The following is a 22229-nucleotide window of genomic DNA, read 5'->3' on the forward strand; positions in this document are numbered from 1 at the left end:
TCAGGCCATGCTACAGACTTGGTCGAAGGAGAACCGCGGCAGCTTTTGAAACAGCGCGCTTTCATCCGCGTAGCCGATATTGCACAGGAAGTTCGATTTCAGGCTGGTGCCCGCAAAGAACTCCTCGTCCACCACCGCGTTCGCAAAGCCCGACATCGCGCCCACATCAAGCCCCACGGCCCGCGCGGCGATCATGAAATACGCGCCCTGCAACGTGCTGTTGCGGAAGGCGGTGTCGTAAATCATCTTGTCCTTGCCGTCGAACAACGGGCGCCGGTCTTCGTGCGGAAAGAGAAACGGAAGCTCTTTCCAGAAATCGAGATCATAGGCGATGATCGCCGTGACCGGTGCGCCCATCATCTTCTTCACATTGGCAGGCTTGAGAGCCTTGGACAGACGCGCCTTGCCCTCGGCGCTCGTCACGAAGACAAATCGCGCCGGAAGCGTATTCATGCTGGTCGCACCGTTGATCGTGATCTCGTAGATCTCTTCCAGCAGGCTGTGGTCCACCGGTTTGTCCGTCCACGCATAATGCGATCGCGCCCCGCGCAGGATCAGGTCTATCGCCTCATCGGAAAGCCGGTCGATCCGACCACGCAAATCGCGGTGATCTTGCTGTGCCTTTGCGCGCAGCGCCTCGGGATCGTCATTGGTCATTGTCGTCATTGGGCGGCCACCTTCGCAGTGAGGTCTTTTTCGTCAATCACCGGGCTTGCGCAGATACCGATCCCTTCGATCTCGATCTCCACCGTTTCGCCCGGGCGCAACCAGCGCGGGTTCGGCTTCTTGGCATGGCCGACACCCGGCGGCGTCCCCATGGCGATGAGGTCGCCAGGTTCCAGCGTCGTATACTCGGAGACCGTCGCGATCACCGTCGCAACATCCCAGATCATGTTGGCCGTGTTGGAGCTTTGCAGGATCTCGTCGCCGACCCGGCTCTCGATCTTGAGGCCGGACGCACCCGCGGGCACCTCGTCCGGTGTAACCGTGAACGGGCCGATCGCGCCGGTGTCGTCAAAATTCTTGCCCGGCGTCCATTGGTGGGTCTTGCGCTGGTATTCCCGTACCGAGCCATCGTTGAACACCGTGTAACCAAAGACATGCTCAAGTGCGTTTTCTTTGGCTATGTGCCGGCCACCCGTTCCAACGATCAACATCAACTCGGCTTCGTAGTCCAGCGTTTCCGAACAGCTCGGCCGCACCATGGGCTGGCCCGCAGCCATGATCGAATTCCTGCCCCGCATGAAAAGCGCCGGATATTCCGGAATGTCATAGCCGCCTTCCTTGATGTGGTCGGTGTAGTTGAGGCCCATGCAGATGATGGTGCCGGGTTCTGCCACGGGCAGGGCCGGCGTGATCCCGGCGACCGGCTCGCCATGCGCGGTCTCAACCGCTGACACCAGTTCATCCATGAGTTCCGGATGACGAATGAGCCCCATGAGATCAGCCCCTACACCGGGGTGCAGCGCGCTAAGATTGATGGCGGTTTCGCCTCGCACGGCAAAGACTGCGGTGCCCTGCGACGTTTCGCCTACCAAAAATTTCATGATTGCTGTCCTTGTCAATTTTTCTGATTTCTGACTACTATCTACACAGATGTCAATAAATATCGATATTTTGGAGGAAAGCATGGTCGCATGGGCAGATTACAAGGCGCAGGCGAAGGCGCGCGGCGCATTGGCGCTGGAGCTGTTCGTGGCGCACAGCACACCGGCAAAGACACCAGAAGACGTCAAAGCCGCGCTTCCTGACCACCTTGCCTATCAGGCAACGCTGGAGCGGGAAGGGCGCCTCGCCTTTGCCGGGCCGATGTCCGACGAAACCGGAGAACACATGCAGGGCGTCGGACTGATCGTGTACCGGGCAGAAAGCCTCGATGCGGCTCGGGCGCTGGCGGAAGGCGACCCGATGCACAGCAGCGGTGCGCGCAGCTTTGTTTTGCGGCGGTGGATGATAAATGAAGGCTCGTTCACTCTTCAGGTCGGATTATCGACCGGCGGCACAATTCTTCGCTGACCTGCCTGCCCGTCCCCCATGGCGGCAGACGCCAGCCCTATCGCAAGGATCCAGGATCATGAACATGGTGCAGCCTTCGGATAACAAGGAAAAATCTGCAACCCGCGAATGCTATCTCAAACTGCGCGATCTCATTTTGACCGGCGCGATGCCGCCGGGTCAGAAGCTCAAGATCGAAGAACTGCGCGGGCTTCTCAGCACCGGTGCAAGCCCGGTGCGCGAAGCCCTCAGCCTTCTGACCTCGGATATGCTTGTGGAGCGGATCGACCAACGCGGTTTTCGGGCCGCGCCGGTGAGCAAGGCCAATTTCGAGGAAATCCTCATGCTGCGCTGCGCGTTGGAGGATATTGCCCTGCGTGCGTCGCTCGCGAATGCCGATCAGGCCTGGGAAGAGCGGCTTGTGCTGTCGCATCACCACATGAAGCAAACCAAGAAACGCAACCCCGCCGAGTTCGAAACAGCGCACAAAGCCTTTCACATGGCCCTGCTGTCGAATGCCGAGTTGCCGACATTGCTGCATTATTGTTCGCAGCTCTACGACCTGAACATTCGCTATCGCTACCTTGCGGCCGGTGGCGCGAGCTATGGCAAGCGCAGCATCGAAGACGAGCATCAGATCATCCTCGACGCCGCGCTTGAACAGAATGCCGATGCCACTTCGGCTGCGCTGACAAGCCATTACAAGCGGACCGGCGAATATCTCAGCAACCAGATGGAAGCATGACATGCGGCGCAACCGGGTTTTTGGCGACCTCCTGAGCCAGCTCTTCGAGCGCACGGGACAGTTTAGGGGACAGGATGACCGGCGGTCCCTGCCAGAGCTGTGCGAGGCGCTTCTGTCGGCTGAGGGCGAAGTCTCGGGCTATTCGCTCGCTGCCACGCTGCTTGCACGCTATGCGCAGGCAAACGATGCCGACAGGCTGGCCTTTTTCCAATCCCTGAACGCGGATTTCGACATTGACGCGGAGCAGGTCGCGGCGCTCGCCCGGGCTTATGCGGATACGCCGAGCACCGAGACGTTTCGCGCCCTGTCGCAAGCCGCGGAACCTCGCCGCCAGGAGCTGCTGCGGCGGCTCAATCAACCGGTCGGGGCAACCCATGCGCTCGTCGGCATGCGCACCGATCTCCTTCGTCTGCTTCCCGTGCATCCCGATCTCAAGCGCACGGATATCGATTTCATGCACTTGCTGCGCAGCTGGTTCAATCGCGGCTTTCTTGTGCTGCGCGAGATCGATTGGGACACACCTGCCCGCATCCTCGACAAGATCGTGGATTATGAGGCCGTCCATCAGATCGACGATCTGGATGACCTCCGTCGGCGTCTCAACCCGGCAGACCGGCGCTGTTTTGCCTTTTTCCACCCGTCCATGCCCGATGAGCCGCTCATCTTTGTCGAGGTCGCCCTGACCTCGGAGATCCCCGGCTCGATAGCCGCCCTGCTCGAAGAAGAGCGCGACCCGCTTGACCCGGCGGACGCCCGCGCGGCGGTGTTCTATTCCATTTCCAACTGCCAGAAAGGCCTTGCCGGAATCAGCTTTGGCAACCTGCTGATCAAGCAGGTGGTCACAGAACTCTCCGCCACCCTGCCCAGCTTGCAGACCTTCGTGACATTGTCCCCGATCCCTGGCCTGAACGCGTGGTTGAGCACCAAGACGGACGATGCCGAGATCGGTGCCGCCGTGCGATCCGTGCTGTCGGCTGAGAATCCGCGGGACATTCCCGCCGAGCCGCTGAAGGCGCTTGCCGCGCGCTACCTTCTGACGGCAAAGACCGACGCTGGAGCGCCCCTCGACCCCGTTGCCCGGTTCCACCTTGGCAACGGGGCAGAGATCCACGACCTGCATGCTGCCGGCGACCCCTCTCCGAATGGGCTCGCCCTCTCCAGCGGTGCAATGGTGAACTACCTCTACGACCTGCGCCGAACCGAGCGCAATCATGAGGATTTCGCAACCAACGGAACCATAGCCGCCAGCCGCACCGTGCAAACGCTCTCAAGCACGGCGCCCGGCCCGAAATCCAAGGAGTCCGTCGCGTGACCAACACCCTCTATGACGCCCTGATCGCGCCACATGCCGACAATGAGGCAGTTTTTCTGGAATGCGACGACAGCACACGGCTCACCTATGCACGGTTTGTCCGGCGCGCCGCGCAACTGGCGCATGTGTTGACGGAAGCCGGGGTGTCGCCCGGCGACCGCGTCTTGGTGCAAGCGCCCAAACTGAGCGACACAATCGCCCTTTACGCGGCCACCCTGCAGGCCGGTGCCGTCTACTTGCCGCTCAACACGGCCTACACGCAGGCCGAGCTTGCCTATTTCGTGGAGGATGCCGCTCCCACCCTGGTGGTGTGTGATGCGCAAGAGGAAGACGCCATCGCGGAGATCGCCGCGCGTGTGAGCGCAAAGGTGCTGACACTGGCCGGCGACGGCGGCAGCCTCGGGCGCGCCGCGGATGGTCAATTCGAGACCTTCGAAACGGTTGCTCGCGCGCCCGACGATCTGGCCGCGCTGCTCTATACATCGGGCACGACCGGCCGCTCCAAGGGAGCCATGCTGTCACACAAGAACCTGTTGTCGAACGCAGAAGTGCTTACCGAACTGTGGCAAATCACGGCTCGGGACAGGCTGATCCACGCGCTGCCGATCTTTCACACCCATGGCCTGTTCGTGGCTCTGAATACCGCGTTCCTCTCCGGAGCGGAGGTGCGCTTCATGGCCGGCTTCAACCTCGACGCAATCATTGATGCCTTGCCCGACGCCACGCTGATGATGGGCGTCCCGACCTTCTACACCCGTCTGCTCGATGATCTGCGTTTCACGCGGGACCTGACCCGGTCGATGCGGCTTTTCATTTCCGGCTCGGCGCCTCTTCTGGCCGAAACGCATCAGGCGTTCGAAGCGCGAACCGGGCATCGCATTCTGGAACGCTATGGCATGACCGAAACCAACATGATCACCTCAAACCCCTATGACGGGGCGCGCGTGGCCGGGACGGTGGGCTACCCATTGCCCGGCACGGAGCTGCGGATCACCGATCCGGAAACCGGCGCGCTGCTCGACAAGGGCGAGATCGGGATGATCGAAACGCGCGGTGACAACGTGTTTCAGGGGTATTGGAACATGCCGGAGAAAACCGCGGAAGAGCTGCGCGAAGACGGTTTCTTCCTCACCGGTGATCTCGGCATCGAAGCCGAGGATGGGCGGGTGTCCATTGTCGGGCGCGCGAAAGACCTGATCATCTCCGGCGGCTACAACATCTATCCCAAAGAAATCGAAGACGTGCTCAATGACGTCGACGCGGTCGCCGAAAGCGCGGTATTCGGCGTGCCGCACAAGGATTTCGGAGAAAGCGTGATCGCCGCCATCGTTCCGATGCCCGGCAAAACGCCGGATATTGAGGCGCTCAAGGCGGCCGCCCAGGACGCACTCGCGCGGTTCAAACATCCTCGGGACTATGTCGTGCTCGATGCGCTTCCCCGGAACACCATGGGAAAGGTGCAGAAGAACATCCTGCGACAGACCTACGGGAGCTGAGGGCATGACCACGAGCCACCCTGCGTCCAGTTCCGATGTTGTCATCGTCGGTGCCGGCCCGGTGGGCCTGCTGCTTGCCATTCTTCTTGGAAAGGGCGGAAAATCCGTCACAATTGTCGAGAAATGGCCCGATATCTATGACCGCCCGCGGGCTGTCACGATGGATGCGGAGGTCGCGCGAATTCTTGCCACGCTCGGAATTGATTGCGACACGGACCCGGCTTTCGAGAACCACAAAGAGCTCTATTACTGGAAAAACGCCGATCTCGAAGACCTTCAGATCGTCGATTGGGAAAGCCTCGCGCCCTGTGGCTGGCATGTCACCTACTGGTTCAACCAACCCGAACTCGAAGCGCGGCTGATTACGATGGCCAAGACGATCCCCTCCGTCACGCTCTTGCGGGGATGGACTGCCATTGGGCTGACGCAGGACGACGACGGCGCGACGCTCACCATTGAAGACACCGCCACGCAAAGCCTTGTCCGGAGCCTGCGCGGCCAGTTCGTGGTCGGTGCGGATGGGGCAAACAGCTTTGTGCGCGACCAGCTTGATTTGAAGGTAATCGACAAGGGGTATTTCTTTGACTGGCTCATTCTCGACATGGTGCCGCACGGCGATTACCGCACGTCTCCTGCGCAATGGCAGCTATGTGATCCGAAACGGCCAACCACCATCGTACCGGGGGGGCCCGGGCGCCGGCGCTGGGAGTTCATGGTGCTGCCGAGCGAGGACCCGGTCGCGATTGCGCAGCCCGAAAGCGCATGGCGCCTGCTCGAACCGTGGGGGTTGAGTCCCGAAAACGCCACGCTCGAGCGCAGCGCGGTCTACCGGTTCCAAGCCCGCTGGGCGGAGCACTGGGTTTCCGGACGCTGCATGATCGCCGGGGACGCCGCTCACCTGATGCCACCCTTTGCCGGCGAGGGCATGTGCGCCGGTCTGCGTGACGCCGTGGCGCTTGCCTGGCGGCTGTCGGCCATTCTCGATCACACGCTCCCGGTTGATCTCCTGAAGAGCTATGAGAGCGAGCGGATCAGCCACGCACGGCATTACATCCAGTTCAGTCAGGACCTTGGTGAGATCATTTGCATTGTGGATCCGGAGGAGGCCGCGAAACGCGATGCCCGGATGATGGCGGAGCTTGCCGACCGCGACCACAAGCCCATCACGGGCGACCTTGTAAAACTCGGGCCGGGCATCTGGTGCGCCGAGACGCCCAGCGCCGGAGAACTCTCGCCACAAGGCTTGGTGCTCCATAACGGCCGCACCGACCGGTTTGATCAGGCCGTCGGACAGGGGTGGTTCGTTTTGGCGCTGAACCATCCGGACGGGACCGTGCTGAGCCCCGCGCAGGCGGCAATGTTTTCGCGTCTCGGTGGACGCGTGGTGTCTGTTGGTCCGGAGGGCAGCGGATGCGACGTGACAACGCTCGACACCACCTATGCGGACTGGGCCACGGAGACCGGCGCTTCCTATGCCATTCTCCGTCCGGATTTCTACGTTGCGGCGACCGCGCCGGATACCACTGCGCTTGCGGGCTGTCTCTCCCGGCTGTTCGAGGCGCTTGGCCTTGCGGCGCTGCCCGACTGACCTGCATTCATGCGCGACAAGGGCTGAAGGCGACGCTCTTGCGCGGAATCGTTCCCATCGCCGCACAGGAACTTGTGGCAACGCACAAGCGGCAGACCCAACCCGCGCGCCTTTGCGCGGTGCCCTGCGCTTGCGAAACCAGCAGTGTGCGAGGCTTCAGAACCGGAGCATGGGGCGCACCTTCGTCTGCCAGTCATGCACAGACCGGCAGCGCCTCCAGCAGGGGCGCTTCCATCCGGCGGATGTGCATGCCCAAGCCCGAGGGACATCACCGATTTGCATGACGCGCGCGGCGTCTTGCTTGGCGGCTCACCCCCAGATGCGGCCTGTTGCGATCAATCCACCAGATGCGGCGGCATGGTGAGCCCGTTGGCTTCCACTTCGTCCTGATCCCAATACGCGATGTAGATTCCCGGCGGCTCCTTGCCCGCAGCCATCGCGTCAACCTGTTCCGGCGTTCGGGTGATCCGGCTATGGTGCTGCCGTGTCCACGTGAAATGAGCCTCCGCCATGCGGGTCAACACGTCCCCGTGATCGGGACTTTCGCCCAGATCGTGCAGCTCGTCGGGATCGTTGAGCAGATCGAACAGCATCGGCCGCATCGTTTCGACATGGATGTATTTCCAGCGCCCGTCGAACACCATCACCAGCCGCGCATCGCTCTGGTCTATGTCGATCGTTTCGCGGACATCCCGCGTCGAATAATCGTATTCCGAGATGCAATAGCGCCGCCAGGACGTGTCTTGACCATGCAAAAGCGGCGTCAAGGCACGCCCCTCCATGATATGCGGTTTTGCCGGTCCACCAAGGAACTCCTGGAAGGTCGGCGCGAGGTCGATGCCTTCCACCAGCTTGTCACAGGAAGTGCCGCGCGCCTCGTCGGCGGACTCGCGCGGATCGTAGATGATCAGCGGGATGCGGGCGGAGCAGTCGTAAAACAGGTCTTTTTCGCCAAGCCAATGATCGCCCATGTTGTCACCATGGTCGGAACAGAACACGACCATCGTATCCTGCATGCGGCCGCTCTCTTCGAGATAGTCAAAGAGACGTCCCATGTTGTCATCAAGCTCCTTGATCAGCCCCATATAGACCGGCGCCACGAGATCGCGCACCGAGTCACGCTGAAAACTCTTGCAGATACGGGTCTGCGACCATCCCTGCATGAGCGGATGCGTGTGCTCTCCGTCGCGCCGGTTGACCGGTGGCAGGTCGTCCCTGGAATACATCGCGTTATAGGGCGCAGGCGCGAGATAGGGCCAATGCGGCTTGATGTAACTCAGGTGACAGAGCCACGGTTCAGAACCCTGGCTTTCGATGAACTCGATCCCGCGCGTGGTGAGCCAAGCGGTTTCGGAATGTTCCTTGGGCACGCGCGCGGCCAGCGGAGCGCTTTCCAGCAGCCATCCGGATTTCTTCTTGCCATCAGGACCGATGGCGGTGTTTGCCCACTCCTCCCACGGCGTTTCGCCGCCCATGCCGTGATCGCGCAGGTATTGCTCGTAATCCTCGCCGTGACGGTTCTTGTCATTGGCCGCGTTGGTGCCATCGTCACGCACGAACACTTCAAACCCGCATTCGCTCACCAGGGCACCGATGGTGCTTTCCGGATCGATGCCAAGCCGCTTCATGCCCTCTGCGTCCGGCCGCATATGCGTCTTGCCCACAAGCGTGCTGGACACGCCGATCTCGCGCAGATGGTCGCCCAGTGTCGGCTCGCCCACACGCAGCGGAAAGCCATTCCATGTCGCCCCGTGGCTGCGCACGTAGCGACCGGTATAGAAACTCATCCGGCTCGGCCCGCAAATCGGTGACTGCACGTATGCGCGGTCAAACCGGACGCCTCGCCCTGCCAACCGGTCGATATTGGGCGTATCGATATGCGTTGCACCGTAGCAGCTCAGGTAGTCCCATCGCAGCTGATCGGCCATGATCCACAATACATTCATATGACGTCTCTTTCCTTGTCGCATGCTGCGCGGCCACCGGTTGCATCCTGTTCGCGGCCTCCGCCTCCTCGGCCGGTGCCTGTCCGCTTAACGCGGTGCCACATAGAGGTCTTCGGCTTTCAGCGTCTCGATATTCCGGGCTTCGCGGGCCATGGCGCGCTGGACCGCCGGACGCGCCTGCATCGCCGCATGATGCGCGCGGATGTTCGGAAACTCATCGGCGGGAAACCCGACGCCGGTGATCCGCCCCCAGACCCAGAAGAGATATCCGTCCACCACCGACCATGTCTCACCATACCACCACGGACCGTTCTCCAGCCGGGCCTCGATCATCTGCATGACCTTTTTCATGTCCTCGATGCCCATCGGGCGGACGATCTCGAAGGATTGCGCGGCGTCGGGAATGAATTTGAGCGGCATCGCGACCCGGGTTACCAGCGGGTGAACCGTGCCCGCAAAAAACGCGAGGTCCGCGGTTTGCCTGACCCGCTCCAGAGGATCTTCCGTTTCCGGCAAAAGATGCGCCTCGGGGTAGGTCGCGGCCAACCAACTCAGGATCGCGACATTCTCGGTGAGCGGTTCGCCATCGATCAGCAGCGTTGGCACCTTTCCCTTGGGGTTTATCTTGAGGAATTCCGGCGACTTCTGCTGATTGATTTTGACCCGGATCAGCTCGGTCTCGAACGGAACGCCAATCTCTTCGAGCGCGATGGTCGGCACGCGCGCGCAGGTATTCGGGGCAACGAAAAGGGTCAGATCCGGCATTGCGTGGTATCCTTTTCCAGTTATTATCGCCGATACGACAAAAATATCGATAATATTTGAGCTGGTCGGATATAATCATTGAAAATGATCCATGTCACGACCAATCGAACGCACCACCAGGGAGGAAACACCATGTCAGCTAAGGGATGGGCGACGCTTGCCGTCGCCGCATGCATTGCCACAGCGGCTCCGGCGCAAACGCTTCTGACGGCGGAAACCGCCGCTCCGAACACCACGCCGGGCATTTCGATCATCGCATTGTCCGAAGCCGCCGCGCAGAAGGGCGTCGCGGACATTCAGGTTACATCCGGTCAGACGCTCACCAACTCGGTGCAGAACGTCGCCGAAGGCAAGACCGACATCGCCGCCGCGCCCTTCATCCTGCCGTTCTTTCTGTCGCGCGGCGTCGGCCCCTATGCCGGACTTGGCGCCGAGGCGGGCGGCGAACTGGCCAGCCAGCTTGCGGTGCTTTACACCTACCGGATCTCCGTGCAGGGGCTTTTCGCGTATGACAGCTCCAATATCAGCGGCTGGAGCGACCTTGAGGGCAAGACCCTCTACAATGGTCCGCCGCGGGGCGCGGCGCTTTCGAACGCGCGCATCCTGATCCGCACCAATACCGGCCTTGAGGAAGGCACCGGCTACACCGGCATTCAGGTCAACTGGGGTCAGGCCGTCAAGACGATCCAGGACGGGTCTGCCGATGCCTTCGTGCTGCCCATGTCCTTCCCGGATCCGCGGGTCTCGGCCGCGCTGGCCTCTGGAGACATGACGATCTTTTCGATGCCCAAGGACATCCATGAGAGCGAAGGCTTTGCGAATGTCACCAACCTGCCCGGCACGGTCAGCTTCTCGATGCCGGTGGCCGAAATGGGCTATGGCGATGGCGTGACCATTGTCTCCGAAGACGACACGTTCCGCGGGCCGGGCACCGTTGGCGGCGACATCGTCAATGTCTCGATGGATTTTGACATGGCCAAGGCGCTGACCGCTGCCTTCATCGAGAACATCGAGTCGATCTACCACGCAAAGGCTCCCTTCATGCCGGTCACATGGCATGGTGAGACCGACATCGCGTTGACGGATATGTGCGGACCCAACCCCCTGAAGTACCACCCCGGCGCCGTGGCGGCCTGGGAAGAGGCCGGCTACAGCATCCCCGATTGCGCCAAATAATGCCTGTTTGACCGCCGGGTGCGGCCCAGCCGTGCCCGGCACATCCCGAACGGGTGGAGACAGCAATGACCAATGCCCCGACCGACGCGCCGATCCGGCGGAGCTTTTCGCTCCGCCTCCTGTATGGGCTGTCGCTCGCCATGGTGGTGATCGGTCTCATCAATGCGACGCCCGGCATTCCGGGCTATGATGCGTTGATCGGGCGGCTGTCCGGGCAAGACAGCTTCCAGCTGCGCAAGTTTCCATCCGAATGGTTTTACCCGCTTTTCTTTGCCCTGATGATGATCGTCGTTGTGCTCAGGCACTCGATGTGGCGCGACTGGCAGGACCGATCTTATGCGCGTCGCCGCTTTGGTCTCGCGCTCGATAGCGCGATGGTGGTGATGGCGCTGACCATCGCCGTCACCTACATGATCGAGATCGAGTCCATCTGCCTGATCGACCGCATCAACGGCGACCGCGACCGGCTCATTGCCGAAAGCCTCAAGGCGGCGGCTGAGTTCAACGCCCAGTTCGGCCTGCCGGCGCCAACCACGGTCGAAGACCCGCAATGCGTTAACACCACAGGCGGCTGGCTGGTGCTGATCGTCGGGCTCGCCGTGGTGGTATTCCTGTCCTACAACGTCAAGGTCTGGGGTTTGCCGCTCGTGATCGTGGCGATCCTGATCTCCGCCTACACCATTCTCACCGTGTTGGTCTGGTATTTCTACGGTGCGGACGACATCAACAAATATCTCGTGACGAAGCTGGCCGGTGAGCCGCGTATGCTCTCTGACGGACGTCCGCGCGTGCATGATGTTCTGGTCAATAACGCCTCCGGCCTGCTTGGACGGTTCATGGAGATCGTTCTCAATACGATCTTTCCATATCTCGTGCTTGGCTCGCTCTTCGGAAGCTCCGCCGGGGGGCGCTCGCTGATCAAGCTGGCTTTTCGATGGACGCGCCATCTTCGTGGCGGCCCGGCCCATGCCGCCATCGTGTCCTCGGCGATGTTCGGCACGATCTCGGGCGGGCCAATCGTGAACGTGCTGTCGACCGGCGTGCTGACGATCCCGATGATGATCAAACGGGGGTTTTCCAAGGTCTTTGCGGGCGGGGTCGAAGCGGCTGCCTCCTCTGGCGGGTCGATCATGCCACCGGTGATGGGCGTCGCGGCCTTCGTGCTGGCCTCACTCACATCGGTGCCCTACTCAAGCGTGATCGTCGCCGCCATCATCCCGGCAATGGCCTATTTCTTCTGTCTGTTCCTGTCAGCGGTCTTCCAATCGCGCAAGCAGAACATCACCGCCATCGGCGAGATCACCGACGACATGATCCTCGATCGGCAGGATTACCTGAACCTTGTCATGGTCTTCGGTCCAATCCTTTTGATCCTGACCCTCTTGCTGATCCCGAAGGATGCAGTTGGGTGCGGGGTTTTAGGTGGCGTTTTGGGCGCGGACCGCGTGATCACCGATACGGGATGCTCGGTGCAAAGCCTCAGCTGGGTCCTCCAAGCCGTGCAAAACTCCGCTGGGTCCGCCGGTGCGGCGGGCTGGTGGGCCGTCATGCTGCTCATGGTGTTGCTGTTTCTGGACCCCGAAGTGCGCCAGCGCCCACGCAAGATCGTGGATGCCATGTCAGACGCCGGAGTGCTGATCGCGACCCTTTACCTGATGTTCCTTGCCGTCTCGATCATCGACTTTTGCCTGTCCTTTACCGGCTTGCCAGTATTCCTGTCGCTTGACGTGCTGGCGTGGTTGAACGGCATGAATCTTGGCGGCGGCGGGTCCTATTTCTTCCAGATGATCGCGCTTTTGATGACCATGTTTCTGGCTGTCCTGCTTGGCATGGGCATGCCCGCGGTGCCCGCTTATATCAACGCCGCCTTGCTCATGAGCCCGGTGCTCGCGGGGCTCGGCCTGTCGCTCTTCACCGCGCATATGTTCATCTTCTACTTCGCCGTGGCGAGCGCGATCACACCGCCGGTCGCTCTTGCGGCCTTTGCGGCCGCGTCCATCACGCGGGCGGAACCGATGGCAACCGGTTTCTCGGCGGTCAAATCCGGTATCGTGATGTTTGTCGTGCCATTTGTCTTTGCCTTTTACCCGGAGTTGCTGCTGATCGACGAGGCGCTCATCGACCCGCAATCTGCCGGAGGGACGGCGTATCTGGCCGGATATGACGGCGAAAGAGCTTTCGGCGCGCTGGTGCTCTTGTTGGTTCGGCTGATCGTGGCGCTCTACCTGTTGTCCTCCGCGCTTGCGGGGTTTGACCGGAGACCGCTCGCATTCTGGGAAATCGCCCTGCGGCTTGGGCTCGCCGTTCTGATCATGATGCGGCCGGAGGCGCTCTGGATCGGCGCGGCCGTTGCGACCCTTGTGACGGTCGCCCTGCATCGGCGCGCTGCGCGCACGGCTTGAGCCGTGCAAACCGCGCCCGCCACTGGCTGACGCAGGAGAGGTTCATCACCCCAAGGTCAAAGAGCCACGCCTGCATGACAACTGCCCCGCCCCGCACTCGGCTTTAAAGGACATCCATGTGTGGCCAGCGGCGAGGCGTGGGAGCATTGCGCGGGAACGCCGAAGCCCGGCCAGCACGATCTGCGAAACACCGCTCAGAAGCGGCGCGCCGCGCGCGCCCGACAACTTGACGCACTTATTCCGTCCGTAGACACAGGCTTTCAGGCATTGACAGCACGGCAAAATCTTCTTCACGGCGGGCCATCACCTGTTACGCGGCGCCAATGATTGTGCCATCACTGAGCAGGCAAGAATGAGACCGGAGCAGACGATACCATGACGGAGAAACCCCGCGATGCGATGCGCGACAATGGTGCGCAATCCCACGAAGCGTCTGGAAACCGGTTGGATATCAGCGCGTCCCGGCAATTCACGTCTTTTCTTACGGACCATAAAGCCGCCCTGGCTATGACAACCTATCAGGCAGGGATGGTCCTCTTCATCGGCACCAACCCTGAAACCGGCAAATTATGGATCTTCAACCGGCATCTTGAACGCCCCATGGGCATCGCGTCTGACAGGCGCCGCCTCGCCGTAGCCGGGCTGACGAGCATCACGACCTTTATCGATGGTCACAGCGGCACGGCGACAGAGGGACAAGATCCGGTCTACGTCCCCCAGATCGCGCATTTCACCGGGGATCTGGACACACATGACGTCGCATTCGACGAGTCCGGCGATCTTGTTTTCGTCAACACGCTGTTCTCATGTCTGGCAACCACAAGTGAAACCCACAGCTTTCGCCCGCTCTGGAAGCCGCGCTTTATCAGCCGCCTCGCTGCCGAAGATCGGTGTCACCTGAACGGGCTGGCCATGCGCGACGGAAAACCGGCCTTTGTTTCGGCGGTATCGGCAACCGATGTGGCAGATGGATGGCGCGATCATCGCAGGGAGGGAGGCGTGATCATTGACGTGGCCACCTCAGAGATCGTGGGAACCGACCTGTCCATGCCCCATTCGCCGCGCTGGCATCAGGGCAAGCTCTGGCTGCTCAATGCGGGGAGCGGCGAGTTTGGAACGCTGGATCCGGAAAGCGGGACCTTTACACCCGTCGCTTTCTGCCCCGGCTATCTGCGAGGGCTCAACTTCATCGGGCGCTACGCAATTGTCGGCGCATCGGAGCCGCGCGAAAACAAGACTTTCTCCGGGCTGGCGCTGCAGGAGCGTCTCAATCGCGAAAAGGTCTCCGCCCGGTGTGGGTTGTTCATCATCGATACGGAAACCGGCGATGTGGTGCATTGGCTGCGGATCGAGGGGATCGTGAAGGAGCTGTTCGACATCGCCATCATTCCGGAGGCGAGGATGCCACAGATGATCGGGTTCCGGTCCGACGAAATTCGCCGCGTCATCTCTGTTGAAAACGGTTGAGACGCGGCCCGTCACAAGCAGGCACCCGGCCACGGAGCGCGTGCGCCCCGCAGCCGGTACAAACCGCTCACATCACAGCAGGAAGTCTGACGCCGTAACGTGGCCGACGATATAGATTTCGCCATCCGCCACCGCGTCGCCATCCACGTCGAGGCTGGCGATCGTGACCGGATTGCCGAACCGCAGAACGTCGGTCAGCATCAGCTCGCCAGCAGATCCCGTGAAGGCATCCACCACGGTAAACCGCTCATTGGCTTCCGTATTGGCATTCGCATCGATCAGGAAGAGGTTGACGAAATCGCCTTCGGCCGGGTTGAGGTCGCGGATTTCGTCGCGCGCCATCTCGCCGACATTGAGATGGTCGATATCGCGGAACACGAAATTGTCGCGTCCAGAGCCACCCATTGCAATATCGCGCCCTTGTCCGCCCTCGATGAAGTCGTCTCCCGCCCCTCCGACCAGCATGTCGTCGCCGGTGCCGCCCTTGAGCGTATCGGCTCCGTCGCCGCCGAGCATCGTATCACGCCCGGCGAGTCCGAAGATGTGATCGTTGCCAAGGCTGCCTTCAAGCCGGTTGCCGTGATCGTTCGTGCCGTAGATCACGTCATCCGAAGCGGATCCGAACACGTTCTCCACACCGATGATCACGTCTGACCCGGCACCGCCGCTCGCAAAACCATTTTCGAGATTGACGAGGACAGGCGCGAAGATCCCGGAGTACAGCACGGTGTCGAAGTTGGTCCCGCCCTTGAGCGTGTCATCGCCAAGGCCACCGTCAAGCATATCCTGAAGGCGACCGCCGGAGAGGCTGTCATTACCGCCTTCTCCTTCGAGCCGGTTCATCCCTCCGGAGCCGATCAGGGTGTCGCCGAAGGCAGACCCGCGTACCGCCTCGAAGCCAGAGATGACATCGCCGGTTGCCTCGCCACCCGTGGCGCTCTGGAAACCGCTGCCATCGGGGCGGAGGTCGATCCGAACGGCCTCGGCAGAACCGGTATAGAGCAGCGTGTCGAAATCGTCGCCACCGACCAGCGTATCTTCGCCAACCCCACCACGGATCGAGTCATTGCCGCCATCGCCCATCAGCTCGTCATAGCCGCCACCACCGAGGAGCGTGTCATCGTCCTCTTGGCCGGTGATCCGGTCGGCCCCGTTGTCGCCGACCAACCTGTCAGGCTGAGGCGTGCCGGTCTGGACATCCAGCACATCCGCGATGTTCACGCTCAACGTGCCCAGCTGGACATTGGCGATGCCGTCACCCAAAGCCAGGGCAAGAGTTGCGGCGGCTGGCCCGAACACATCCTCCGGCCCGGTGAACTGCACCGCGCTGACATTCTGAAGGTAGGCGTTGAGCGCCGAAACGCTCCCCATCAACGAAAGCAAGCCCGATCCCGAACCCGCGACCGAGACCCCTCCCGAGTCGCTGGCATCAAGCGTGCCGGACGTGGCCGTGATGCTCAGGGTCAGGCTGTCACCATCATCGGGATCCGCAACGGTCAAACCCGAAAGGTCAACAGGGCTCGCGGTGTCTTCGTCTGCGGCGATGGCGCCTGAAACAGCCGATCCGGTCGGTGCTTCATTGACGCCGGTGACCGTGATCGTGACGGTTGCGGTGTCGGTGTATGGCGTGAATTCGGCACGGCCGTAGATCACATATGTCGCGCCGGCATTAGCTATCCCGTTCGCATTCGCGGCAATGGCGCCAATGATCAGATCGTCGAATCCGTCATTGTTGAAGTCGCCGCCGCCCGAAACAGATCGGCCACTTTGGTCGCCTGCCGCCACGCCGTCGATGCGAAAGCCATTGGTTCCGTCGAGCGTGGACAGGTTGAGGCTCGCGCCAAAACCGCTGGATGAGCCGAACACGACATAGCTTTCTCCGGCATAGTTCTCGCCGTCGGGATCGGCCCCGAATGCTCCGATCAACAGATCATCGATGCCATCGCCGTTCATGTCACCGGCAGAAGACACGGACCAACCGCTGAAATCGCTCCCGTCGACCCCGTCGATCCGGAACCCGTCCGTCCCATCAAGATCAGAGAGTTCCGTGCTCGCAGAGAACCCCTGCGTCGAGCCGAAAACCACATAGGTTTTACCGGGGCCCTGACCATTCAACTGACGTGCGCCCACGATGAGATCGTCGATGCCATCGCCGTTGATATCGCCCGCAGAGGCAACCGCGTTACCGGCATAGTCCACGTCGTTGGTGCCGATCAACTCGAACCCGTTTGATCCATCGAGATCCGACACCGAAATCTCCGCGGCGAACGCATCGGTCGAACCGAATACCACGTAGACCTCGCCGTTGCGATACCGGGCACCTGTGCTAACGCCATAGGCACCGATGACAATATCGTCGACACCATCACCATTCAGGTCACCGGCCGACGAAACCGCCTGAGCAAATTCAATATTGAAGGGTATTTTGGCCGCGACGGAAAAGCCGTTTGTTCCGTCAAGCGCATCGACTCCGATTGACGCGGCAAATGGATCCGTGCTGCCAAACACCACATGGGCTTTCGAGAAAACGTCATCAGCGTCATTCGCGAAGCTGTTAAATGCGCCGTAAGGTGTGCCGATGATCACATCGTCGATGCCATCGCCGTTCACGTCGCCCGCGTCGGAGACAGCTGTGCCGCTCCGGCCGTTTGCCACGTCGCCATCAATGCGGAACCCGTTTGTTCCATCCAGGGAGGACGCGGCAAAATCTGCGGCAAAGCCGGTGCTGCTGCCGAAGATGATATAGGTCTCACCGGCCCGGTTGAGGCCCGAGGGGTCGGCACCGTAGGCCCCGACCATCAAATCGGCGATCCCATCCCCGTTGACGTCTCCGGCAGCAGACACTGAAAAGCCAAATTGATCGTCAGCATCCACGCCTCCGATCCGGAAGCCGTTCGTCCCATCGAGCGCGGAAAGCGACAGGCTCGCGCCGACGTCGTCTGTTGTGCCAAAAACCACAAAAGCGTCTCCGGCATCGACACCGATATCGGAGAACGGGTTCGCGTTCAGGGTGCCGATGACGATATCATCGACGCCATCGCCATTCACATCACCCGCGAAAGATACCGAATAGCCGCTAAAATCGCTCGCGGTGGCCCCTTCGATGCGGAAACCGCCGCGCCCATCCAGCGAAGAAAGCGCAAATTCCGAGCCAAACCCGGTGGGTTCAAGCTCACCATCGGTAATGGTATAGGTGAAGCTCTCCGTCGCGGTCGCCCCGTCAGAGAGGTTTTCAAATGCACCGTTGGGATCGTAGTCAAAAGTCCCGTCGGAATTCACGGTCAGCAAGGCACCCGACGCAAGCGTGATTTGCCCGCCGACATTGGTAGCCTCTCCGTTCACAGCCGAAACGGTCAGCGCGCCGCCTTCCGGGTCGATGTCAGCACCGGAGCCGTTGTCGGCAAACAGGCTCGCAGCCGTGACCGCGGTCTGCGCATCGGTGCTCACCACATCATCCTGCGCGACCGGCGCATCCTCGATCGCGGTCACGCTGATGGTGCGCAGCAGGGCGGCACTCGGGTCGGTGCCGTCATTCACGATCACCGAGAGCGTTCTGTCCCCGGTATCCGGATCCTCGGACTCCGCGGTGTAGGTCACGGCACGAAGCGCATCTTGCCATTCGGAAAGTGTTGCGGTTGCCCCGTCAGACGTCAGGGTGAGAACCCCGGAATGGGCATCATAGGCACCAACAATATTGCCTGTTGTCGCTGTCCCGGCAAAACCAAGCACGTCCTCGCCGCTGATGAAGCCTGCCGTGATCGACACCGTTGCCGATGCAAGGGTCGGCGTGTCCACGTCGGAAACCGAAACATCCGTCAAGAAGGAAAGCGGCTCTTGCTCGCGGGCAGCGGCCGGCGCGCCATGGCCGACCAGGACGGGTATGTCATTGTCCGAAGTGACCGCCACATTGAACTGCACGCCGCTTAATGGCCTGTTTTCGAATGTAAAAAGCGGCCCGGCTTGAGAGCCTGACACGAGATCGAGATCGCCGTCTCCCTCCAGATCAATAAAGACCGGGGAACTGAAACCACCTATGTCCAGTCCAGAAAACGGATTATCCGAGCCGGTCAACTGGGTAAAACTGCCCGATGTGCCATCCGTCCCATTCCGCCAGGCCAAAAAGACACCGGATAGGTCTCCAACAACGAGGTCGAGATCCCCATCGCCATCGAAATCGGCGAAAGTGGGGTCGGTATAGCTTGCGGTAGTAGCAACGCCATCGAACGGGTTATCCGCCCCAACAAGCGCGGTGAACGCACCGGGCGCGCCGTCGGTTCCGTTGCGCCAGGATTGGATGCCGTCCCTGATATTTCCTGCAACCAGATCCAGGTCGCCATCTCCGTCGAAATCGAAGAACGCAGGGGCGGTCAGACTTCCGGGAAGTAAGGGAACCGTCCCGTCAAATGGGTTATCGACGCCAAGAAGCTCCGTGAACGGGCCGGTCGCACCATCGGTGCCGTTGCGCCAGCTACTGATTGGCCCGCTATAGGTGCCCACAACGAGATCGAGGTCTCCATCACCATCCAGATCCGTAAAGGTCGGAACCGGGAATCTTCCTGCGTCAATGCCGTCAAACGGATTATCCGCATCTAAAAGCGGAGAGAACGCGCCAGGAGCGCCATCCGTCCCGTTCCTCCAGGATTGCAGAACGCCGTCATATCGTCCGGAAACGAGGTCAAGATCACCGTCCCCATCCAGATCGGCAAAGGCAGGGCGCGAGAATTGTGAGTTAATGAGGCCGTTGAAGGGGTCTGCCGAGCCCGTCAGTTGAAAATACCCCTCCGGCGCACCGGGGAACGGGCCGAAATCCTCGCCCGCCGCATCGGTGACATTCAGAATCAGATCCCGACTCGCAGTCGGTGAGTCGGAGTTGTTGCTGTAGATCAGGTTCTGGATCAGCGCATCCACCGCCACAGAATCAGCGCTCGCGCCAAAGGTGACCGTGAGCGTGGATCCCTGTCCTCCGGACAGAGAGCCGATCGTGCTCCCTTCATATGTCACAGTCGACCCGTCAAAGCCGATTTCCCCGACCCCGGTGCCCTGATCGCGAACCGAGATGGTGTCTTCGGCCAAAAGCCCGTCGATCGTGAGCGTCGCACCGCTGAAATCGTCGTCGGCATCGACGAAGGTCACATCGCTGTCGAGCAGCTGCGGCGTTGTGTTTACGGTGTTTTCCGAGAAGGTGATCAGCGGGTTGAGGCCGGTCAGTGATGGTGCAGACAAAGCGAGGCTCCTTGAAGACCACCGTGGGGAGAGCCGCGCGAGCGACCTTCCGTGTCAGCAGTCAATGTGCACCGGCCGCATTGGTCGCCTTGCGTGGGCACTGGTTACATTCAACAATCGGTAATCAGGTTTTATAGGCATCGCGCATTGTGTCAATTCCTCGAATGTTCAATACGTTTGACAGACGCGCATTAATCCCGTGCCTGTGGCGCACGCGCTGCGCAATCTCGCAGAGAGACAAAAAGAGACATGCCCGCTGACCCGTCCCCAAATGGTGCCAAAGGACCGATCCTTCAGCATTCGGCCGGCTTCCCGGCCTGGCTTGAACAACAGAACTGCAGCCTGGTTCTGTCAACTTATCAGGCTGGCCGCATCATCGTGATCGGGCGAAAAGACAATGGGGCATTACATGCACAAGAGCGACTGATCGACGGATGCAAAGGGCTGTGCAGCCCTGACGGTCATACGCTCTGGGCAAGCGGTTCCCACACGGTCTGGAGATTTCAAAACACGCTTGCGCCCGATCAATTGGCCAAAACCGGGGCGGATCGTGTTTTCACGCCTCTGGAAGGCCGGGTAACGGGCAATATCGATATCCACGAAATGGCGCTCGGCGATCCGGGGCAGTTTGGCGGTGCCAGCGGCAACGCGCCCCTGTTCGTCTCCAGCGCCTTCAATTGCCTCGGGACGATCAGTCAGACGGCAAGCTTTCAGGCCCTGTGGCGACCGCCCTTCATCACGTCCCGGGAAGGCGGTGACCGCTGTCACCTGAACGGGCTCGCAATGGACGGAAAACGCGCAGCCTATGTGAGTATGACAAGCACGGCCGATACCGTTGATGGATGGCGGGAACGGCGACGCGATGGCGGTGTCATCATGGACATGGAAACCACGCGACCCGTTTGCGACGGGCTGTCCATGCCGCATTCGCCGCGTCTCTACGATGGGTCTTTGTGGTTTTTGAATTCCGGTCAGGGGCAGATGTGCAAGATCGACCCAGTCACGGAAACGAAGACGGCCGTGGCCCGATGCCCCGGGTTCGCGCGCGGCTTGGCCTTCATTGGCCGCTACGCCGCAATCGGCCTGTCCAAGCCACGGCGCAACGCGGTGTTCGAAGGTCTTCCTCTCGATGAGGTCTTGGCAGAAACCGACACAAAGCCAGTCTGTGGCGTGCAGATCGTCGATATCGACACCGGCAACGTCGTGCACTGGCTTCGCTTTGTGCATACGATTGAGGAGCTATTTGATGTGTTGATCCTGCCGGGGGTCCGGCAGCCTGAGATCATCGGGTTTCAGGGAGATGCGATTGGATCTCTGGTTGTGGTCTCGGAGGTTTGAGCCATCAGACTGTGGTCCGGTCGGTTCGGATTGCGCGGCTGATGCTGGGCCGCCCGCGGGTCTTTCCGATTTTGGGATTAGCGGGCAGGCCGATATTCTGGAATGCGCCACGGGGATCTGCATCCCGCCTGTAATGTGGTCGCCTCCAAGTCCGGACGTGTCGGAGATCCAAGGCGCCGAAGTGCCGTTGGATCAGCGCCGATCCAAAATGGAGGTCGCGACGCGCTTTTGGGGCATTGCTTCCGACTTCAACCACTGCCGCCCGAACACAAGCCTCGTTGGCCTGACGCCAGCGGAATACGTTAATTCGTCAAAGGAGGACCTAAACCCGAACGGAGCAAACCTAAATTGTCGGACTCTGGGGAAGCAGGTCACTGAGAATGGCAGACGGCCAGCTCAAGGCACTACAAGCCGAACGCGACACGCTGACCCCTGCGCCGATCGAGCTGCCAGAGGATATTCCCGCGCTCTACCGGGAACATGTCGAGGATTTGGTGGGGACACTCGCGGACGAGGCTGTAGGGGGTCCGGCGGCCGACGTGTTGCACACGCTGGTCGAGTCGTGTGACAAGGAGACGGAGTTCCACACGCTGGAGATCTGGGGCAAGCTGTTGGAACTGTTGAGCTTTGGGGACAGCAAAAAGGCCGCGACCCTTTCGGGAGCGGCCTGTTCACTAAAAATGGTTGCGGGAGTAGGATTTGAACCTACGACCTTCAGGTTATGAGCCTGACGAGCTACCGGGCTGCTCCATCCCGCGACAGATGGTTTTGTTTTT

General features: G+C 60.9%; 14 protein-coding genes and 1 tRNA gene. 9 read left to right on the forward strand and 6 right to left on the reverse strand.

The window, feature by feature from the left end; genetic code table 11:
• Both J1C49_RS17005 and J1C49_RS17010 read right to left on the reverse strand, forming a co-directional pair.
• Entirely contained in the window at positions 1 to 666 is a 666-nt protein-coding gene (locus J1C49_RS17005; protein ID WP_227447039.1) for a malonic semialdehyde reductase, read from the reverse strand.
• Positions 663 to 1547 (reverse strand): fumarylacetoacetate hydrolase family protein, encoded by an 885-nt coding sequence (locus J1C49_RS17010; protein ID WP_227447040.1) that lies wholly within the window; start codon positions 1545 to 1547, stop codon positions 663 to 665. Before J1C49_RS17010 ends, J1C49_RS17005 begins: the two co-directional genes overlap by 4 nt.
• Positions 1548 to 1629: 82 nt before the next feature.
• On the opposite strand from J1C49_RS17010, the gene J1C49_RS17015 reads away from it, so the two are divergent.
• The 5 genes from J1C49_RS17015 to J1C49_RS17035 are packed head-to-tail and all read left to right on the forward strand — an operon-like array spanning position 1630 to position 7136.
• Positions 1630 to 2016, forward strand: coding sequence for a YciI family protein (locus J1C49_RS17015; protein ID WP_227447041.1), 387 nt, complete (start codon positions 1630 to 1632; stop codon positions 2014 to 2016).
• A gap of 58 nt (positions 2017 to 2074) precedes the next feature.
• Positions 2075 to 2740 carry a GntR family transcriptional regulator gene (locus J1C49_RS17020; protein ID WP_227447042.1) on the forward strand — a complete coding sequence of 222 codons (666 nt, stop codon included), beginning with the start codon at positions 2075 to 2077 and terminating at the stop codon, positions 2738 to 2740.
• A 1-nt stretch (position 2741) separates the two neighbouring features.
• Complete coding sequence (locus J1C49_RS17025) at positions 2742 to 4052, forward strand: malonyl-CoA decarboxylase domain-containing protein (RefSeq protein WP_227447043.1); 1311 nt, start codon at positions 2742 to 2744, stop codon at positions 4050 to 4052.
• The gene (locus J1C49_RS17030; RefSeq protein ID WP_227447044.1) at positions 4049 to 5548 is read left to right on the forward strand and encodes a malonyl-CoA synthase; all 1500 of its coding nucleotides are present in this window, start codon (positions 4049 to 4051) and stop codon (positions 5546 to 5548) included. The genes J1C49_RS17025 and J1C49_RS17030 overlap by 4 nt, the downstream gene beginning before the upstream one ends.
• A gap of 4 nt (positions 5549 to 5552) precedes the next feature.
• On the forward strand, positions 5553 to 7136 hold the full coding sequence (locus J1C49_RS17035; RefSeq protein ID WP_227447045.1) for a bifunctional 3-(3-hydroxy-phenyl)propionate/3-hydroxycinnamic acid hydroxylase: 1584 nt from the start codon (positions 5553 to 5555) through the stop codon (positions 7134 to 7136).
• A gap of 335 nt (positions 7137 to 7471) precedes the next feature.
• Here the strand turns inward: J1C49_RS17035 and J1C49_RS17040 are convergent, their stop codons facing one another.
• Both J1C49_RS17040 and J1C49_RS17045 read right to left on the reverse strand, forming a co-directional pair.
• Positions 7472 to 9082: an alkaline phosphatase family protein gene (locus J1C49_RS17040; protein ID WP_227447046.1), complete on the reverse strand. Its 1611-nt coding sequence runs from the start codon at positions 9080 to 9082 to the stop codon at positions 7472 to 7474.
• A gap of 87 nt (positions 9083 to 9169) precedes the next feature.
• Positions 9170 to 9847, reverse strand: a complete 678-nt coding sequence (locus J1C49_RS17045) for a glutathione S-transferase family protein (RefSeq protein WP_227447047.1) — start codon at positions 9845 to 9847, stop codon at positions 9170 to 9172.
• A 132-nt stretch (positions 9848 to 9979) separates the two neighbouring features.
• On the opposite strand from J1C49_RS17045, the gene J1C49_RS17050 reads away from it, so the two are divergent.
• The 3 genes from J1C49_RS17050 to J1C49_RS17060 all read left to right on the forward strand — a co-directional run bounded on the left by J1C49_RS17050 (position 9980) and on the right by J1C49_RS17060 (position 14892).
• The gene (locus J1C49_RS17050; RefSeq protein ID WP_227447048.1) at positions 9980 to 11023 is read left to right on the forward strand and encodes a TAXI family TRAP transporter solute-binding subunit; all 1044 of its coding nucleotides are present in this window, start codon (positions 9980 to 9982) and stop codon (positions 11021 to 11023) included.
• Between the two features lie 65 nt (positions 11024 to 11088).
• The gene (locus J1C49_RS17055) at positions 11089 to 13425 is read left to right on the forward strand and encodes a TRAP transporter fused permease subunit (protein WP_227447049.1); all 2337 of its coding nucleotides are present in this window, start codon (positions 11089 to 11091) and stop codon (positions 13423 to 13425) included.
• A 375-nt stretch (positions 13426 to 13800) separates the two neighbouring features.
• Positions 13801 to 14892 (forward strand): TIGR03032 family protein, encoded by a 1092-nt coding sequence (locus J1C49_RS17060; RefSeq protein ID WP_227447050.1) that lies wholly within the window; start codon positions 13801 to 13803, stop codon positions 14890 to 14892.
• Between the two features lie 72 nt (positions 14893 to 14964).
• Here J1C49_RS17060 and J1C49_RS17065 read toward each other — a convergent pair whose 3' ends face one another.
• On the reverse strand, positions 14965 to 20115 hold the full coding sequence (locus J1C49_RS17065; protein WP_227447051.1) for an FG-GAP-like repeat-containing protein: 5151 nt from the start codon (positions 20113 to 20115) through the stop codon (positions 14965 to 14967).
• 249 nt (positions 20116 to 20364) lie between these two features.
• Here J1C49_RS17065 and J1C49_RS17070 point away from each other — a divergent pair, with 249 nt between their 5' ends.
• Positions 20365 to 21453, forward strand: a complete 1089-nt coding sequence (locus tag J1C49_RS17070) for a TIGR03032 family protein (protein WP_227447052.1) — start codon at positions 20365 to 20367, stop codon at positions 21451 to 21453.
• Between the two features lie 681 nt (positions 21454 to 22134).
• Here the strand turns inward: J1C49_RS17070 and J1C49_RS17075 are convergent.
• Positions 22135 to 22211 (reverse strand) — tRNA-Met (locus J1C49_RS17075).
• Between the last annotated feature and the right edge of the window lie 18 nt (positions 22212 to 22229).

Origin of the sequence: Cognatishimia sp. F0-27, assembly GCF_020667845.1 — a bacterium.
Lineage (GTDB): Bacteria > Pseudomonadota > Alphaproteobacteria > Rhodobacterales > Rhodobacteraceae > JAFMPQ01.

Bases quoted from the DNA above. Each gene is read 5' to 3' on its own strand.
- J1C49_RS17005 (WP_227447039.1), bottom strand. From the start codon at position 666: ATGACGACAATGACCAATGACGATCCCGAGGCGCTGCGCGCAAAGGCA.
- J1C49_RS17010 (WP_227447040.1), bottom strand. From the start codon at position 1,547: ATGAAATTTTTGGTAGGCGAAACGTCGCAGGGCACCGCAGTCTTTGCC.
- J1C49_RS17015 (WP_227447041.1), top strand. From the start codon at position 1,630: ATGGTCGCATGGGCAGATTACAAGGCGCAGGCGAAGGCGCGCGGCGCA.
- J1C49_RS17020 (WP_227447042.1), top strand. From the start codon at position 2,075: ATGAACATGGTGCAGCCTTCGGATAACAAGGAAAAATCTGCAACCCGC.
- J1C49_RS17025 (WP_227447043.1), top strand. From the start codon at position 2,742: ATGCGGCGCAACCGGGTTTTTGGCGACCTCCTGAGCCAGCTCTTCGAG.
- J1C49_RS17035 (WP_227447045.1), top strand. From the start codon at position 5,553: ATGACCACGAGCCACCCTGCGTCCAGTTCCGATGTTGTCATCGTCGGT.
- J1C49_RS17040 (WP_227447046.1), bottom strand. From the start codon at position 9,082: ATGAATGTATTGTGGATCATGGCCGATCAGCTGCGATGGGACTACCTG.
- J1C49_RS17045 (WP_227447047.1), bottom strand. From the start codon at position 9,847: ATGCCGGATCTGACCCTTTTCGTTGCCCCGAATACCTGCGCGCGCGTG.
- J1C49_RS17050 (WP_227447048.1), top strand. From the start codon at position 9,980: ATGTCAGCTAAGGGATGGGCGACGCTTGCCGTCGCCGCATGCATTGCC.
- J1C49_RS17055 (WP_227447049.1), top strand. From the start codon at position 11,089: ATGACCAATGCCCCGACCGACGCGCCGATCCGGCGGAGCTTTTCGCTC.
- J1C49_RS17060 (WP_227447050.1), top strand. From the start codon at position 13,801: ATGACGGAGAAACCCCGCGATGCGATGCGCGACAATGGTGCGCAATCC.
- J1C49_RS17070 (WP_227447052.1), top strand. From the start codon at position 20,365: ATGCCCGCTGACCCGTCCCCAAATGGTGCCAAAGGACCGATCCTTCAG.